Annotated in this window: 14 protein-coding genes and 1 tRNA gene; 10 read left to right on the top strand and 5 right to left on the bottom strand. The window is 69.3% G+C overall.

The features are described from left to right. Window positions 1–413: 413 nt before the first annotated feature. From ACZ6MZ_RS33235 to ACZ6MZ_RS33210, 6 genes are all read left to right on the top strand, one after another. Entirely contained in the window at window positions 414–851 is a 438-nt protein-coding gene (locus tag ACZ6MZ_RS33235) for a DUF3052 domain-containing protein (protein WP_384183850.1), read from the top strand. A 154-nt stretch (window positions 852–1,005) separates the two neighbouring features. Beyond that, entirely contained in the window at window positions 1,006–1,473 is a 468-nt protein-coding gene (locus ACZ6MZ_RS33230) for a peroxiredoxin (RefSeq protein ID WP_384183847.1), read from the top strand. 170 nt (window positions 1,474–1,643) lie between these two features. Continuing rightward, on the top strand, window positions 1,644–2,219 hold the full coding sequence (locus ACZ6MZ_RS33225; RefSeq protein WP_384013462.1) for a TerD family protein: 576 nt from the start codon (window positions 1,644–1,646) through the stop codon (window positions 2,217–2,219). A gap of 166 nt (window positions 2,220–2,385) precedes the next feature. Beyond that, entirely contained in the window at window positions 2,386–2,961 is a 576-nt protein-coding gene (locus tag ACZ6MZ_RS33220; protein WP_384183844.1) for a TerD family protein, read from the top strand. A gap of 51 nt (window positions 2,962–3,012) precedes the next feature. Further along, window positions 3,013–4,152 carry a DUF475 domain-containing protein gene (locus ACZ6MZ_RS33215; RefSeq protein WP_469356243.1) on the top strand — a complete coding sequence of 380 codons (1,140 nt, stop codon included), beginning with the start codon at window positions 3,013–3,015 and terminating at the stop codon, window positions 4,150–4,152. A 159-nt stretch (window positions 4,153–4,311) separates the two neighbouring features. Next, window positions 4,312–5,052 carry a TerD family protein gene (locus tag ACZ6MZ_RS33210; RefSeq protein WP_469356241.1) on the top strand — a complete coding sequence of 247 codons (741 nt, stop codon included), beginning with the start codon at window positions 4,312–4,314 and terminating at the stop codon, window positions 5,050–5,052. A gap of 82 nt (window positions 5,053–5,134) precedes the next feature. On the opposite strand, the gene ACZ6MZ_RS33205 is transcribed toward ACZ6MZ_RS33210, so the two are convergent. After that, a complete protein-coding gene (locus ACZ6MZ_RS33205) occupies window positions 5,135–5,974 on the bottom strand; it encodes a TerD family protein (RefSeq protein ID WP_384331675.1) in 840 nt (279 codons plus the stop codon). Between the two features lie 188 nt (window positions 5,975–6,162). On the opposite strand from ACZ6MZ_RS33205, the gene ACZ6MZ_RS33200 reads away from it, so the two are divergent. Genes ACZ6MZ_RS33200 through ACZ6MZ_RS33190 form a run of 3 tightly spaced genes read left to right on the top strand, consistent with a single transcriptional unit; the run spans window position 6,163 to window position 10,846 of the window. Beyond that, complete coding sequence (locus tag ACZ6MZ_RS33200) at window positions 6,163–7,326, top strand: HpcH/HpaI aldolase/citrate lyase family protein (protein ID WP_384183835.1); 1,164 nt, start codon at window positions 6,163–6,165, stop codon at window positions 7,324–7,326. A gap of 20 nt (window positions 7,327–7,346) precedes the next feature. Next, window positions 7,347–9,980, top strand: coding sequence for a phosphoribosyltransferase (locus ACZ6MZ_RS33195; protein WP_469356310.1), 2,634 nt, complete (start codon window positions 7,347–7,349; stop codon window positions 9,978–9,980). Then, on the top strand, window positions 9,977–10,846 hold the full coding sequence (locus tag ACZ6MZ_RS33190; RefSeq protein ID WP_469356239.1) for an HAD family hydrolase: 870 nt from the start codon (window positions 9,977–9,979) through the stop codon (window positions 10,844–10,846). The genes ACZ6MZ_RS33195 and ACZ6MZ_RS33190 overlap by 4 nt, the downstream gene beginning before the upstream one ends. 21 nt (window positions 10,847–10,867) lie before the next feature. On the opposite strand, the gene ACZ6MZ_RS33185 is transcribed toward ACZ6MZ_RS33190, so the two are convergent. The 4 genes from ACZ6MZ_RS33185 to ACZ6MZ_RS33170 all read right to left on the bottom strand — a co-directional run bounded on the left by ACZ6MZ_RS33185 (window position 10,868) and on the right by ACZ6MZ_RS33170 (window position 14,616). Continuing rightward, window positions 10,868–11,092 (bottom strand): FmdB family zinc ribbon protein, encoded by a 225-nt coding sequence (locus tag ACZ6MZ_RS33185; protein ID WP_384331681.1) that lies wholly within the window; start codon window positions 11,090–11,092, stop codon window positions 10,868–10,870. 51 nt (window positions 11,093–11,143) lie between these two features. Further along, on the bottom strand, window positions 11,144–11,704 hold the full coding sequence (locus ACZ6MZ_RS33180) for a DUF4383 domain-containing protein (RefSeq protein ID WP_469356237.1): 561 nt from the start codon (window positions 11,702–11,704) through the stop codon (window positions 11,144–11,146). A gap of 734 nt (window positions 11,705–12,438) precedes the next feature. Next, complete coding sequence (locus tag ACZ6MZ_RS33175) at window positions 12,439–13,809, bottom strand: hypothetical protein (protein ID WP_469356235.1); 1,371 nt, start codon at window positions 13,807–13,809, stop codon at window positions 12,439–12,441. Window positions 13,810–13,881: 72 nt separating this feature from the next. Beyond that, complete coding sequence (locus tag ACZ6MZ_RS33170) at window positions 13,882–14,616, bottom strand: DUF4097 family beta strand repeat-containing protein (RefSeq protein WP_469356233.1); 735 nt, start codon at window positions 14,614–14,616, stop codon at window positions 13,882–13,884. 224 nt (window positions 14,617–14,840) lie between these two features. On the opposite strand from ACZ6MZ_RS33170, the gene ACZ6MZ_RS33165 reads away from it, so the two are divergent. Further along, window positions 14,841–14,915: transfer RNA gene (locus tag ACZ6MZ_RS33165), tRNA-Val, on the top strand. The last annotated feature ends 115 nt before the right edge of the window (window positions 14,916–15,030 follow it).

Raw genomic sequence — 15,030 nt, 5'->3', positions numbered from 1 at the left:
CCAGGGCATGGGCACGTACGCCGCCTCCATCGTGTACCGCGACGGCGGAAACGTCATCTCTACTGAGGGGTAACCAGTGGTCTCCGGGAAATCCCGCTCCGAAGCCGGTCCCCACGTCGGTCAAATCGCAACCTTACGCCCAACCCGTCTATGCGTTTCGTTCGGCCGTTCGGACCCGATTGGCGTACGGAAGCGGCATAACATTGCAAAGTGGGAGGAAATATATGGGGTGTGTCACAGGAGGCGGTGCCGAAGTGGCAGGAGATGCGATGAAGCGGCCCGGATCGTCACCGTTTCGGCGGTCTCGGCGGTCGGGTACTTGCGCGATCCGTCCCGTCCGTGTGGACTACGGCCAATGCCTCGCGCACGCGCGTGGCTGAAGCATTTTCCGAAACATGATCAGGAGGCAATCCGTGAGCGCGACCGCGGACCACGCGGAGGAACGGACCAACCAGGCAGCACGGCTGGGGTTCGAACCCGGACAGGTGGTCCAGGAGATCGGCTACGACGACGACGTCGAGCAGGAGCTCCGCGAGTCCATCGAGGCCGTCATCGGCCAGGAGCTCGTCGACGAGGACTACGAGGACGTGGCTGACGCCGTCCTGCTGTGGTTCCGTGACGAGGACGGCGACCTTACGGACGCGCTGGTGGACGCCATCGGTCTGATCGAGGAGGGCGGAGCGGTCTGGCTGCTGACGCCCAAGACCGGCCGGGATGGCTACGTCGAACCGAGCGACATCAACGAGGCCGCCCAGACCGCTGGCCTGTCGCAGACCAAGAGCGTCAACGCCGGCAAGGACTGGACCGGCAGCCGGCTCGTCACTCCCAAGGCGGCGAAGTCCAAGCGCTGACTCCGAGCGCCGCATCGAGCGCGCAAGACGCAGCCGGTAACAAGCAGCCTTGAGGGCCCCCGCCGATCTCTGTCGGCGGGGGCCCGTGCATAGGCTGGAGGGTGTCTGACGGCATGTGACGGCATCCGCGGAACCCTGTGAAAGGACGTGCTCCATGGCGATCGAGGTCGGCGCCCCCGCCCCGGACTTCGCACTGAAGGACAACCACGGCCGGACCGTGCGGCTGTCCGACTTCCGCGGACCCGACGGCGCGAAGAACGTGGTGCTCCTCTTCTACCCCTTCGCCTTCACCGGTGTGTGCACGGGCGAGCTGTGCGCCCTCCGCGACGAGCTGCCCTCGTTCGTCAACGACGACACGCAGCTGCTCGCCCTCTCGAACGACTCCATCCACACCCTGCGCGTCTTCGCCGAGCAGGAGGGCCTGGAGTACCCGCTGCTGTCGGACTTCTGGCCGCACGGCGAGGTGTCGCGCGCGTACGGCGTCTTCGACGAGGAAAAGGGGTGCGCCGTGCGCGGCACCTTCATCATCGACAAGGAGGGCATCGTGCGCTGGACCGTGATCAACGGTCTGCCGGACGCCAGGGACCTCGACGAGTACGTCAAGGCGCTCGCCACTCTCTGAATGCGCCCCGGACGCTCTGAATGCGCCCCGGCCGCCCCGAAATCGCACAGCGACGGGGAACCGGTCACTAGGATCCAGTCGTTCATCCGATGCCAACGCTTCAGGGGCGCGACCCGCGGCGGCAGCCGCCGATCACGGTCGCCGGCCCCGAGAAACCATAGGGAGGACTCGTGGGAGTCAGCCTCAGCAAGGGCGGAAACGTCTCGCTGACCAAGGCCGCGCCCAACCTGACCGCGGTCACCGTGGGTCTGGGCTGGGACGTCCGTACGACCACCGGCAGCGACTTCGACCTCGACGCCAGCGCCCTGCTGACGAACGCCGAGGGCAAGGTCGCCGTCGACGGGAACTTCATCTTCTTCAACAACCTCAAGAGCCCCGACGGCTCCGTCGAACACACCGGTGACAACCTCACCGGTGAGGGCGAGGGCGACGACGAGGCCATCAAGGTCAACCTGGCGACGGTCCCCGCCGACGTCGAGAAGATCGTCTTCCCTGTCTCGATCTACGAGGCGGAGAGCCGCCAGCAGTCCTTCGGCCAGGTCCGCAACGCCTTCATCCGCGTGGTCAACCAGGCCGACAACAACGAACTGGCGCGGTACGACCTGAGTGAGGACGCCTCGACCGAGACCGCGATGGTCTTCGGCGAGCTGTACCGCAATGGCGCGGAGTGGAAGTTCCGTGCCATCGGCCAGGGGTACGCCTCGGGACTGCGCGGCATCGCGCAGGACTTCGGCGTCAACGTCTGAGCCGACAGGACCTGGTCCTTCCGTGTCCGGCGCCGCACACTCCGTGCGGCGCCGGACGCGCATCGGTACGGGAACGAACGGCATGAACAGGGCTTGAACGGGCATGACGTCAGGCGCGTCTTGCCGGCAGCACGGCACCACATCACCTCGGGGAGGACTCACCATCATGGGCGTCACGCTCGCCAAGGGAGGCAATGTCTCCCTCTCCAAGGCCGCACCGAACCTCACCCAGGTGCTGGTCGGGCTCGGCTGGGATGCGCGCTCCACCACCGGAGCGCCCTTCGACCTCGACGCCAGCGCACTCCTCTGCGAGTCAGGCAGAGTGCTCGGCGACGAATGGTTCATTTTCTACAACAATCTGACGAGTCCGGACGGATCCGTCGAACATACCGGCGACAATCTGACGGGTGAGGGCGACGGCGACGACGAGTCGCTGCTCGTCGACCTCTCCAAGGTGCCGGTCACCTGCGACAAGATCGTCTTTCCGGTCTCGATTCATGAGGCCGACAATCGAGGCCAGACATTCGGGCAGGTCAGCAACGCTTTTATTCGGGTGGCCAACCAGGCCGACGGACAGGAGCTCGCGCGCTACGACCTCAGTGAGGACGCCTCCACCGAAACCGCGATGATCTTCGGCGAGCTGTACCGCTATGGCGGCGAGTGGAAGTTCCGGGCGGTGGGACAGGGGTACGCGTCGGGGCTTCGGGGCATCGCTCTAGACTTCGGGGTCAACGTTTCGTAAAGCAGCATGCTGCGCGGGGGAAAACCCGTTAATCACCAGATGGGGTAGCCAGTGATCCTGAAAACCTTCGGCTGGTCGTTCGCCATCACGGCGGTCGGCCTCGCCTTCGCGGCCTGGCAGTGGGGGTGGGAGGCGTTCGGGATCGTACTGATCCTGTCGATCCTTGAGATCTCGCTGTCGTTCGACAACGCGGTCGTCAACGCCGGGGTCCTGAAGAAGATGAATGCCTTCTGGCAGAAGATCTTCCTCACCATCGGCATCCTCATCGCGGTGTTCGGCATGCGGCTGGTCTTCCCCGTCGTCATCGTCGCGATCAGCGCCAAGGTCGGGCCCATCGAAGCGGTCCAGATCGCGCTCGACAACCCCGACCGGTACGAAGCCCTGGTCACCGACGCCCACCCGGGCATCGCCGCCTTCGGCGGTATGTTCCTGCTGATGATCTTCCTCGACTTCATCTTCGAGGAGCGGGACATCAAGTGGCTGAGCTGGCTGGAGCGCCCGCTGGCCAAGCTCGGCAAGGTCGACATGCTGTCGGTCTGCATCGCGCTGATCGTCCTTCTCGTCACCGCGCTGACCTTCGCCACCCACGCCCACACCAGCACGGGCTATCAGGACAAGTCGGCCACCGTGCTGCTCGCCGGAGTCGCGGGTCTGATCACGTATCTCATCGTCGGCGGCCTCTCGGGCTTCTTCGAGAACCGGCTCGAGGAGCAGGAGGAGCAGGAACACGAGGAGGAGGAGAAGGCCAAGGCGGAGGGCAAGCCGGTCTCTGCCATCGGCCTGGCCGGCAAGGCCGCGTTCTTCCTCTTCCTCTACCTGGAGGTCCTGGACGCGTCCTTCTCCTTCGACGGTGTCATCGGCGCCTTCGCCATCACCAACCAGATCTTCTGGATGGCGCTCGGCCTCGGTATCGGCGCCATGTACGTCCGGTCGCTCACGGTCTACCTGGTCCGCCAGGGCACCCTGGACGACTACGTCTACCTGGAGCATGGCGCGCACTACGCGATCGGTGCGCTCGCCGTGATCCTGCTGGTCACCATCGAGCACTCGATCAACGAGGTCATCACGGGTCTGGTCGGAATCGTCCTGATCGCTGCCTCGTTCTGGTCCTCGGTGCGCCGTAACAAGGCACTGCAGGCGGAAGGCGGCGACAAGGACACCGACGGCGACAAGGCGGCACTGCACGTCTGAGCCGTGCTCCGGTGAGCCCTCCGGTGAGCCGGTCTCCGGGGTGTGACCCGGACAGGAATCAGGGAACGCTCTGAACGGGGCGGCCGACAGGCGGAAGCCTCTCGGCCGCCCCGTTGTTCCGTGTGGTGGTGGCGAGTTGACGACAGAGGAGGGGTGGGCATGGCCTTCTGGGACAACCTGTGGCAAGGGCAAAGGGCATCGCAATTCGATTCGGGCAGTGCCGCGTCCAACTCCATCGAGCTGACCAAGCGGCGGTCGACGGTCTCGCTCTCCAAGCAGGGAGCGGCCACCGGCAATCTGCGGGTGAACCTCTCCTGGCAGATGCGTACGTCCGACATCGAAGGACGGTCCAAGCAGAGCGGCCGGCTGCTGGGCAACCCCCTCAAGCTCTTCAAGCCCGAGGTGGTGCAGGCCCATACCCAGGGCATGGTCAATGTGGACCTGGACCTCGGCTGCATGTACGAGCTGACCGACGGCAGCAAGGGCGTGGTGCAGCCGCTGGGCAACTTCTTCGGGGACCTCAACGGGCCGCCGTACGTCAAGCTCAGCGGCGACGACCGGTTCGGTGCCGCCTCGGGCGAGACGATCTTCATCAACCTGGACCACCAGGAGGAGATCAAGCGGCTGCTGGTCTTCGTCTACATCTACGACCAGACGCCGGCCTTCGACCGTACGCACGCCACCGTGACGCTGTACCCGAGCAACGGCCCGCGCATCGAGATCGAACTCGACGAGCACGCCCCGCAGGCCCGGTCCTGCGCGGTGTTCTCGATGGAGAGGGTCAAGGGCGAGCTGACGGTGCGCCGTGAGGTGAAGTTCGTCTACGGCTTCCAGGCGGAGCTGGACCGGCTGTTCGGCTGGGGCCTGCAGTGGGGGCGCGGCTACAAGACGAAGACCTGAGGCGGCCTTGACCGCGGACGGCCGCGGCGCCCCGGGCGTCCGCGGCCCAGGTCCTGTCCCGCGAAGATCCGCCGGACAGGGCCTAGGGGCGGATGAACTGCGGGCCCATCGGCGGGAGCCGGAAATTCGGGTCGGGCGCGGGCGCCGCCGCGGCGGCCGGCTGCGGATAGCCGTACGCGGGCTGCGGCGCCGACACCGGCTGCGGATAGCCGTACGTGGGCGGGGCCGACGGCAGCGCGGGCTGCGGATATCCGTACGCCGGCTGTGCGAACGGCTGGGTGGGCGGCTGGGCCGGCTGAGGCGGCAGCTGTACGGACGTCTCGGCGGCCTGAGACGGGTCGGGAGCGGTCGCGGACAGCGGGTCGTCGGCGGCCCCTTCCGTCTCGTCCACCGAGATGCCGAACGCCGTGGCCAGACCGACGAGGCCGGTCGGATACCCCTGCCCCACCGCGCGGAACTTCCACGCGTCCCCGCGCCGGTAGAGCTCGCCGCAGATGATCGCGGTCTCCTCACCGGTCTCCGGCCTGACATCGAAGACGGCCAGCGGTTCGCCGTCGGCCGCGGCAGCGTCGTACAGAAGTATCCGGAGATCGTTCACATGCTGGAAACTCGCGCCGTCCGAGGAGGCCGCGAGCACCACCTGCTCGACCGAGGGGTCGAGCGCGGTGAGATCGGCCTCGACCGTATCGGTCAGCTGCTCACCGACCTGCTTCTTGGGCAGCCGCCGTACCACCCCCGACGGATGCCGCGGCTGGTTGTAGAACACGAAGTCCTCGTCGGAACGCACCCGGCCCCCGGCGCCGAGCAGCAGGGCGGAGGCGTCCACGTCAGGGATCCCGGGCCCTGGGGACCAGCGCAGCACGGCTCGTACAGCCATGGCGTCGAGGGGGACGTTCGAGCCCTTCAGCATCGCGTGCGTCATGCCGGTCATCCTGCCTTCCCACCGCCCGCGCGGACAACGTGGGGCTGGTTCACGACGTCACAGGACACGCGCGCGAAGCGGACGAGTTACCAGGATTTCATGCGGCGTGGGAACTCTTGACACCCGTCCGTACGTACTATTACCGGCCACATGACCATACGGCCACATCGGCAGTACGGGGGATCCACATGCGTCATTTCGGGCATATCCCGGCCGCCGCCCGGCAGCGGCTGTTCCATCAGGAGCCGTGCGAGTTCACCGCCGACTCCCCGGCCGTCCTGCTGTCGGCCGCTCTCGGCGCCACCCTCTACAGCCCGGCCACCCGGCCGCGGCTCGCCGACGATGTGGTGAAACTGGTCGGTCGCGGGGTCGTCTCCATGGTGCTGTGCCTGGAGGACTCCATCGACGACTCCGAGGTCGAGGCGGCCGAGGAGAATCTGATCCGGCAGTTCGAGGACCTCGACGAGCGGGGCGACGAGACGCCGCTGCTCTTCATCCGGGTCCGTGAGCCCGATCAGATTCCGGACCTGGTGCGGCGCCTCGGTGCCTCCATCCGGCTGCTGTCCGGATTCGTACTCCCCAAATTCACCGAGGAGCGCGGGACGCTTTTCCTGGAAGCGCTCGCGGAGGCGGAAAACACGAGCGGCCGCAGGCTGTACGCGATGCCTGTGCTGGAATCGCCCGAGCTGCTGCACCTGGAGACGCGGACGGCGACGCTCACCGGGATCGCCAACGTCGTCGACAAGTACCGCGACCGGGTGCTGGCGCTGCGCCTGGGTGTCACCGACTTCTGCTCGGCGTACGGGCTGCGGCGGGCCCCCGACATGACGGCGTACGACGTACGGATCGTGGCCGGGGTCATCGCGGACGTCGTGAACGTACTGGGACGCGCCGACGGCACGGGCTTCACGATCACCGGTCCCGTCTGGGAGTACTTCCGGCTGCAGGAGCGGATGTTCAAACCGCAGCTGCGGCGCAGCCCGTTCCTCGAAGGCCGGGCCGAGGAGCTCCGTACGGCCCTGATCGAGCACGACCTCGACGGGCTGCTGCGCGAGATAGAGCTCGACCGCGCCAATGGGCTCCAGGGCAAGACCTGCATCCATCCCTCGCACGTCCCGCCCGTCCACGCGCTGTCGGTCGTCAGCCATGAGGAATTCAGCGACGCCCAGGACATCCTGCGGCCCGAGCGGGGCGGGGGCGGTGTGCTGCGCTCGGCGTACACGAACAAGATGAACGAGGTGAAGCCGCACCGCGCCTGGGCCGTACGTACCCTCCATCGCGCCGAGGTCTTCGGTGTGGCGCGGGAGGACATCGGTTTCGTGGAGCTGCTCACCGCCGGCCTCGCCGAGTGACGAAGGAAGAGATCGCCAATATGACGTGGTCGGGGACATGGGTCGCTGAGCGGCTGGGAGTCGAACTCGCGGGTGGGGAGGGACTGCGGGATCTGCTCGGTCTGGCGCTGCGCCGCAACCCCAAGCGGGCCCACCTCCTTGTCTCGAATGTGCTGGGCAAGCATGTGCCGCAGCGCCCCCGGGTCGTATACGGAACAGGGGTCGAGCTCGGCGAACGCGTACGGGATCTGCTGGGCGCGGACGTGGAGCGGGCGGTGGTGCTCGGCTACGCGGAGACCGCGACCGGCCTCGGCCACTCGGTCGCCGACGGCGTGGGCCGCGCCCCGTACCTCCACTCCACGCGCCGCCCGGTCACGGGTGTCGCGGGGGCGGGCGGCTTCGAGGAGGCGCACTCGCACGCCACCTCGCATCTGCTGCTGCCGGAGGATCCCGGGCTGCTCGCCGGGGACGGCCCGCTGGTCCTCGTCGACGACGAGTTCTCCACGGGCAACACCGTCCTCAACACCATCAGCTCCCTCCATGAGCGCTATCCGCGCGCGTGGTACGTGATCGTCGCCCTGGTCGACATGCGCTCGGCGGCCGATCAGGGGCGGCTCGCGGAGTTCGCCCAGGAGATCGGGGCGCGCGTCGATCTGGTCGCTCTGGCCTCGGGCACGGTCCGGCTGCCGGACGGGGTCCTGGAGAAGGGCCAGGCGCTCGTGGCAGAGCACGAGGCGCCGGTACTGGCAGCGGCTCCGGCGTTGGCCCAGGCTGCGGCGTCGGCCCAGGCCCCGGCACCTGCCCAGGCTGCGGCCCAGGCCCCGGCTCTTGGCGCGGTTCCCGTTCTTGAAGGCGCGGGGCCGGCGGTGCGGGATGCGATGCCGGACGGGGCGCGGGTGGCCCGTGTGGCACTCGACTGGCCTGCCGGGCTGCCGGACGGCGGCCGCCACGGCTTCACCCCCGCCCACCGGGCCCGGCTGGAGTCCGCGCTGCCCGCCATGGCGGCCGCCGTCACCGACGAGCTGGGCGACGCCCGGCGCGTCCTGGTGCTCGGCTTCGAAGAGCTGATGTACGCCCCGCTGCGGCTGGCCGAGGAGCTGGAGCGGACCGTCGGCGCGGAGGTGCGGTACTCCACCACGACCCGGTCGCCGGTGCTGGCCGTGGACGACCCCGGATACGCGATCCGCAGCCGTCTCGTCTTCCCCGCGCACGATACCGCGGCCTTCCCGGACGGTGACGGCGCCGGCGACCGGTACGCGTACAACGTCGCGGGCGGCGGCTTCGACGCCGTGGTCGCGGTCGTGGACTCCGTGGCCGACTCCGCCGAGCTGCACGCCCCCGACGGACTGCTGGCGCAGCTCGGCGCGCACATACCGCGCATCGTGCTGACCGTCGTGCCCTCGTACCTCCCGGGGCCCTCGACTACCCCCGCATCCACGCCCGCGACCGCCTCCGCGTCAACGCCCTCGTCAACGTCTACGGCCACGCCCTCGCCCTCGCCCTCGCGTGAACCTGAACGGCAGGAACCCTCCATGCTGCCCGAACCCCTGCGCGGCCCCGCCTTCTCCTCGTACGCGCCCGACGATGTGGGCTGGCTCCTCCAGGACCTGTCCGACGTGGAGCTGGAGGCCCCGACGGAGGAGCGCGAGGAGGCCATACAGAGCGGCGGCGCGCACTACGCCGAATCCCTTCCGGTCGAGTACCAGCCGAGCGCTCAGTACCAGCAGCTCTTCAAGTCCGCCCTGGACACCTCGGCAGCCCGTATCGCCCGGGCCGTAGGTACCGTCACCGAGACCGTGCTCGCCGAGCGGTCACCCCGCCCCGTCCTCGTCTCCCTGGCCCGCGCCGGCACGCCCGTCGGCGTCCTGATGCGGCGCTGGGCCCAGCAGCGGCGCGGACTGGACCTGCCGCACTACGCCGTCTCCATCGTGCGCGGCCGTGGCATCGACACCAACGCCCTGCGCTGGCTGGCCGCCCACCACGATCCCGCCGATGTCGTCTTCGTCGACGGCTGGACCGGCAAGGGCGCCATCACCCGCGAACTGGCCCAGGCCCTCGCCGCGTTCGACGGCTTCAACCCCGAGATCGCGGTCCTCGCCGACCCGGGCGGCTGCGTACGGACCTATGGCACCCGCGAGGACTTCCTCATCCCGTCCGCCTGTCTCAACTCGACGGTCTCCGGGCTGATTTCCCGTACCGTCCTGCGGTCCGACCTGGTCGGTCCCCATGACTTCCACGGGGCGAAGCACTACCGCGAACTGGCCGGTGCGGATGTCTCCGGCTACTTCCTGGACACCGTCGCGGCCCGCTTCGACGAGGTCGCGGACGCCGTGGACGCCGAGGTCAAGGAGCTGCTCTCGGCGGACCGCGCGCCCACCTGGGAGGGCTGGGCGGCGGTCGAGCGGATCAGCGAGGAGTACGGCATCCACGATGTGAACCTCGTCAAGCCGGGGGTGGGCGAGACGACCCGCGTCCTGCTGCGCCGGGTTCCGTGGAAGATCCTCGCTCAGCGCGACGCGGGCGCCGACCTCGACCATGTCCGGCTGCTGGCCGAACAGCGCGGAGTGCCCGTGGAGGAGGTCGACGGCCTTCCGTACACCTGCGTGGGGCTGATCCACCCCCGGTACACGCGCGGTGCGACCGGCGCCGACGGCAAGGCGGTGGCCACGCCGTGACCACTTCCCTGAACACATCTCTGAACACTTCTCTGGCGCCGGCGGCTCTGGTGGCCAGCGACCTCGACCGCACCCTCATCTATTCGACCGGGGCGCTCCAGCTCCCGATGCCGGACGCCGAGGCACCACGGCTGCTCTGTGTCGAGGTGTACGAGAGCAGACCACTGTCGTATCTGACGGAGACGGCCGCCGGACTGCTCGACCGACTCGCCCGCACGACCGTCTTCGTACCGACGACCACCCGCACCCGCGAGCAGTACGGCCGGATCCATCTCCCCGGCCCCGCACCGCGGTTCGCGATCTGTGCCAACGGCGGCCATCTGCTGGTCGACGGTGTGTCCGATCCCGACTGGCACGCGCAGGTGACCGGCCGGCTGACCGACGAGTGCGCCACCCTCGCGGAAGTCCGCGCCCATCTGCTCTCCGCCGCCGACCCCGCGTGGCTCCTCAAGGAGCGGATCGCCGAGGACCTTTTCGCCTATCTCGTCGTCGACCGCGCCCTGCTGCCCGAGGGCTGGGTGAAGGAACTCGCCGAGTGGGCCGGGGGGCGCGGCTGGACCGTCTCCCTACAGGGCCGCAAGATCTACGCCGTACCGCGTCCGCTCACCAAGAGCGCCGCGATGCGCGAGGTCGCCCGCAGGACCGGCGCGGAACTCACCCTGGCCGCAGGGGACTCGCTCCTCGACGCCGATCTGCTGCTGGCCGCCGACCGCGGCTGGCGGCCGGGCCACGGCGAACTCGCCGACACCGGCTGGAGCGCCCCGCACGTGGACGCGCTCCCGCATACGGGTGTGGCGGCGGGCGAGGAGATCCTGCGTCGCCTCACGCTCGCCGCTGACCCGCACGGCCCGGACCCGCTCGGCTGACCGCTCCCGTCGGCCGGTCGGTCAGCCGCAGCAGCCACCGCCGCAGCAGCCTCCGCCACCACCGGCCGACGGGGCGGGGCCAGGGGCGCCGCCCTTGGCCGTACCGCCCACCGCCACGGTGGACAGCAGCTTCACGGTGTCGTCATGACCCACGGGACAGGACGCGGGGGCAGCGGACTCCGACATGGGGCGGCTGAGCTCAAAGGTGTCACCACAGGAGCGGCAGCGGTACTCGTAACGAGGCATGGGTCCAGGCTATCCGGGTCCTGGCTTTCTGCGGGGCTGTCCGCCTTCCGGCTATCCGACGCCCAGGCGGCCCCTGCCGCCCTTGGCCCTGAGGCGCTGCTCGTGCTCGGCCTGCTCCGGGTGGCGGGAGCGCCAGTACGGATTGTCGTGCGGCAACCCGCCGCTCACTCTCCCGTACATCCCGAAGAACATCAGCATCACGCCCACCACAAAGCTGAACAGCACATTCTGGATATGGAAGGCGAGGAAATTGTAGGGGGTTTCCAGCAGGGCGAGATTGATGAAGCCGCTGGCGATGAAAAGGACGCCGAGGACCATATTCAGGGTCGAGGCGGTGTTCTTTCCGATGACCATGCCGACGAGGAGCAGCAGGCCCACACCGATGGAGATCGCGCTCAGCGTGCCGTTGGTATTCAGGCCCGCGACCGTGGCCCCGCCGGTGTCGAAGAAGCCGATCTTGTCGATCAGCCCGAGAATCCCGAAAGCGATGAGAATCAGGCCGGTCACTCCGGCCCCGATGCGGTAGACCTGGTTGAGCCGGTGATCGACGGGCAGATGCTCGTCGAGCATGACATGCCGCCGGGTCTGGCGACGGAGCGCTTGGGTGGCCATGGACGGCCTCCTTTGGCGATACATACGTACACCCAGCATCCGCCCGCCACGCGCGGGGGACAAATCCGCCGCCAGGCCCGGATCAACACGGGGAGCGGGCCCGCGCCGGGATCGGATCAGCCGCCGTGCCCGGGGCAGCGTCGGGCCTGGATCAGCGCCGAGCCTGGGCAGTCGCCGTGCCCGGGTCAGCGAAGGCCCGGGGTAGTCGCCGTGCTCGGGTCAGAGCCGGCCCGGGGTAGCGCCGGGCCGAGGCAGTCACCGGGCCTGGATCAGCCGTCGGCCTGGACCAGCCGCCGGCCCGGGGGCAGTCGCCGTGCCCGGGTCAGCCGTCCGCCTGGATCAGCCGCCGTGCCCGGATCAGTCGCCGTGCCCGGGTCAGCGCCTGCCCGGATAGCGCCGAGCCGGGGCAGTTGCCGGGCCTGGATCAGCCGTCGGCCTGGATCAGCCGCTGGCCCGGGGCGGCGTCGGCCTGGATCGGCCACCGATCCGGGGCAGCGTCGGCCTGGATCAGCTGCCGGCCTGGGGTAGTCGCCGGGCCCGGGTCAGCGCCTGCCTGGGGTAGTCGCCGTGCCCGGATCAGGGCCGGCCTGGATCAGCCGTCGGCCCCGGGCAGTCGCCGTACCCGGGTCAGCCGTCCGCCCGGGTACGGCGCCGACTCGGATCAGCGCCGGGCCGGGGTGGTCGCCGGGCCCGGATCAGCGCCGGGCCCGGTAAGCCGTCGGGCCGGGCCCGGGTCAGCCGCCGTGTCCCGCCCCGCGCGCCTCGCGGATCTCCGAGACCACATGGGCGACGGCCTGCCGTACCGCCTCGGTCTCCGTCAGGAAGTGCCAGTAGTCGGGATGGCGGCCCTCCAGCGCGGCCACCGCCCGGTCCAGCCTCGCCACGGAGTCGTCCAGCGGACGGGCATGGCGGGGCTCGGGCGTATTCCGGCCGGCCATGGCCAGCCGCTGGGCGTCCCGGATCGCGAACCGCGTGCGCTCGATCTCCTGCTGGGGATCCTTCGACACGGCGTTCAGCCGCTGGAGCCGGTCACCGGCCGCGGACACCGCCTCGTCGGTGCTGTTCAGCAAGGCCCGCGCCGTGCTGAGCAGCGCCGTGGCGTCCGCCCACCGCTGCTCCTCGCGCGCCGTGCCCGCTTCCTTCAGCTTCTCCTCGGCCTGACGGACGCTGCCCGCCGCATCGTCGGGGACATGCTGAAGATCCTGCCAGCAGGCCGCGGTGAAGCGGCGGCGCAGCTCGCTGAGCACGGGCTCGACGGAGCCCGCGCGGTTCGTCAGGGCCTGGGCGCGGGTGCGCAGCGACACCAGCCGCCGGTCTATCTCCTGGGCGCGCTCGGGCAGCCGCTCCGCCTCGACCCGTACGGCCTCGGCGTCACGCAGCACCCGGTCGGCGCGCTGGAGTGTCTCCGGCACGCCATGCTGCCCCGCGCCCTGGTTGAGCTTGGTCAGCTCAGGACCGAGAGCGGCGAGCCGGGCGGCGAGATCGTCCGCTCGCAGTCCGGAGCCGCGCACCGCGTCGAGAGCGTTGCTCGCGGAGAGGAGCGCCTGCCGCGCCCGCTCCACGGCCGGTGCGAGCCGCGCCAGTTGTGTCTCCGCCTTGTCGAGCAGCGGCCCCAGCCCCTGCTCGAAGCGGTCCAGCTCGCCCTTGATCCGGTTCAGCTCGTCCTTGGCCTTCGTCAGCTCACCGCGCGCCGTGGACATGGCAGAGGGCTCGAGGTCGTCGCGGTCCAGATCGTGCGCGTCCACCGCGTTGATATAGCGGCTGCTCGCCTCGTCGATCCGCTGCCCCAGAGCCGCGAAACCGTCCACAGCCCGGCGGGCCCCCGGCGAGCTGTCCACCGCCGTGATGGTCTCGATCGAGATCCGCAGATCGCGCTGGGCGGTGTCCAGCTCGTAGAACGCGGCGGCCGCCGCGTCCTTCGCGGCCTGGGCGTCGGCTCGCCGGCTCTCCCCGCGGCCGCCGAACCAGCGCCGCGTACCCCCGCCGGCGTAGGCCGTCGGCAGCACGGCCAGGACCAGCGGCACCGGGAGCAGCATCAGCGTGAGGAAGTCACGGACGGCACTCGCTTTCGCTTTTGCGTGCGGCTGCGCGTGTGTCGCCGTCACATCCCTCTCCCGTGCCGAGTTCGCCCTGCCTGGTTCATTCTCCCACCAGGTAGTGACGAACACACGGGCCGGTTAGTTCGCGCTTCGGATGGTGATCTTTCCGTTGTCGGTACGCGCCTTCAGCACATGGGCGCTGCTGTCGTCGGTCGGCACGTCCACGTTCACCTTGCCGTTGTCGCTCGACGCCGACACGGCGTAGGACGTCCCCGAGCCCGGCAGATCGATCGTGACCTGCCCGTTGTCTGTGCTGGTGTCCACGCTGTCGGGCACCACGGCGAGTCCGAGCCGTACCGCTCCGTTGTTCGATGTCGCGGACACGGTCCTGGCGGTGATGCCCTCCGCCGTGATCGCCCCGTTGTCGCTGTCCAGGTCGAGCGGCCCGCTGGAGTCCCGTACCGTCACCGAGCCGTTGTCCGAATTGATCCGCAGCGCGGTGTCGAACCCGGAAGCGGTCACGCTCCCGTTGTCCCCCGTCACCGTCACCGCCACCCCGCGCGGCACCTTCACCTGATTCCGCGACGTACAGTCGCTCGCCACCGCGTCGCACTCGACCGCGAGCCTGAGCGTGGAGTCCGTCATCTTCCACCTGGCGTCGGGCCCGGTCCCCATGAACACCCACCCGTCGACCCGCCGGGTCACCTCGACGTCCTTCACATCGGCGGGCACCAGCTCGACCGACGCGTTCTCGGCCTCGATCGTCAGCGTCTTGCCACTGAGGGGAAACGCCCGCTTCTCGGCAGGCGCGTCCGAGGCGTCCGCGCCGCCGCACCCACTGACGCAGAGCACGATGACCACGGCCCCACCCACGGCGAGAAGCGTACGACTGCGGTTACGGCTTGCGGCCACGGTGATCGTCCCCCAGAGAGTCGTGTCTTGACGCCCCCACCGTACGAACAGAACCCACCGAGTCCGATCCGGCGGCCCACCGTCTCAATGGTGGGGCTACCCCCCCGCACACCCCCCGCGCTCACCCCGAGATCATGAGTTTGCGGCGCTGCCCCCTCGGCCATGTACGCTGTTGCCTCATCCACGGGTGCGTAGCTCAGGGGTAGAGCGCTGCTCTTACAAAGCAGATGTCGGCGGTTCGAAACCGTCCGCGCCCACCAGCACAAAGGCCCCCAACCGATGGCGGTTTCTAGGGGTTGTTGCAACACGTGGTTGGTCTGATCGGGCCGCGAGTAGTTTTTGCAGGCGCTCGGCTGGGGTTTCCCAGCCGAGCGT

This window comes from Streptomyces sp. NPDC042201 (assembly GCF_055582185.1).
The sequence above is the reverse complement of the archived record's forward strand: the minus strand, read 5'-3'. Positions and strand labels throughout refer to the sequence as shown.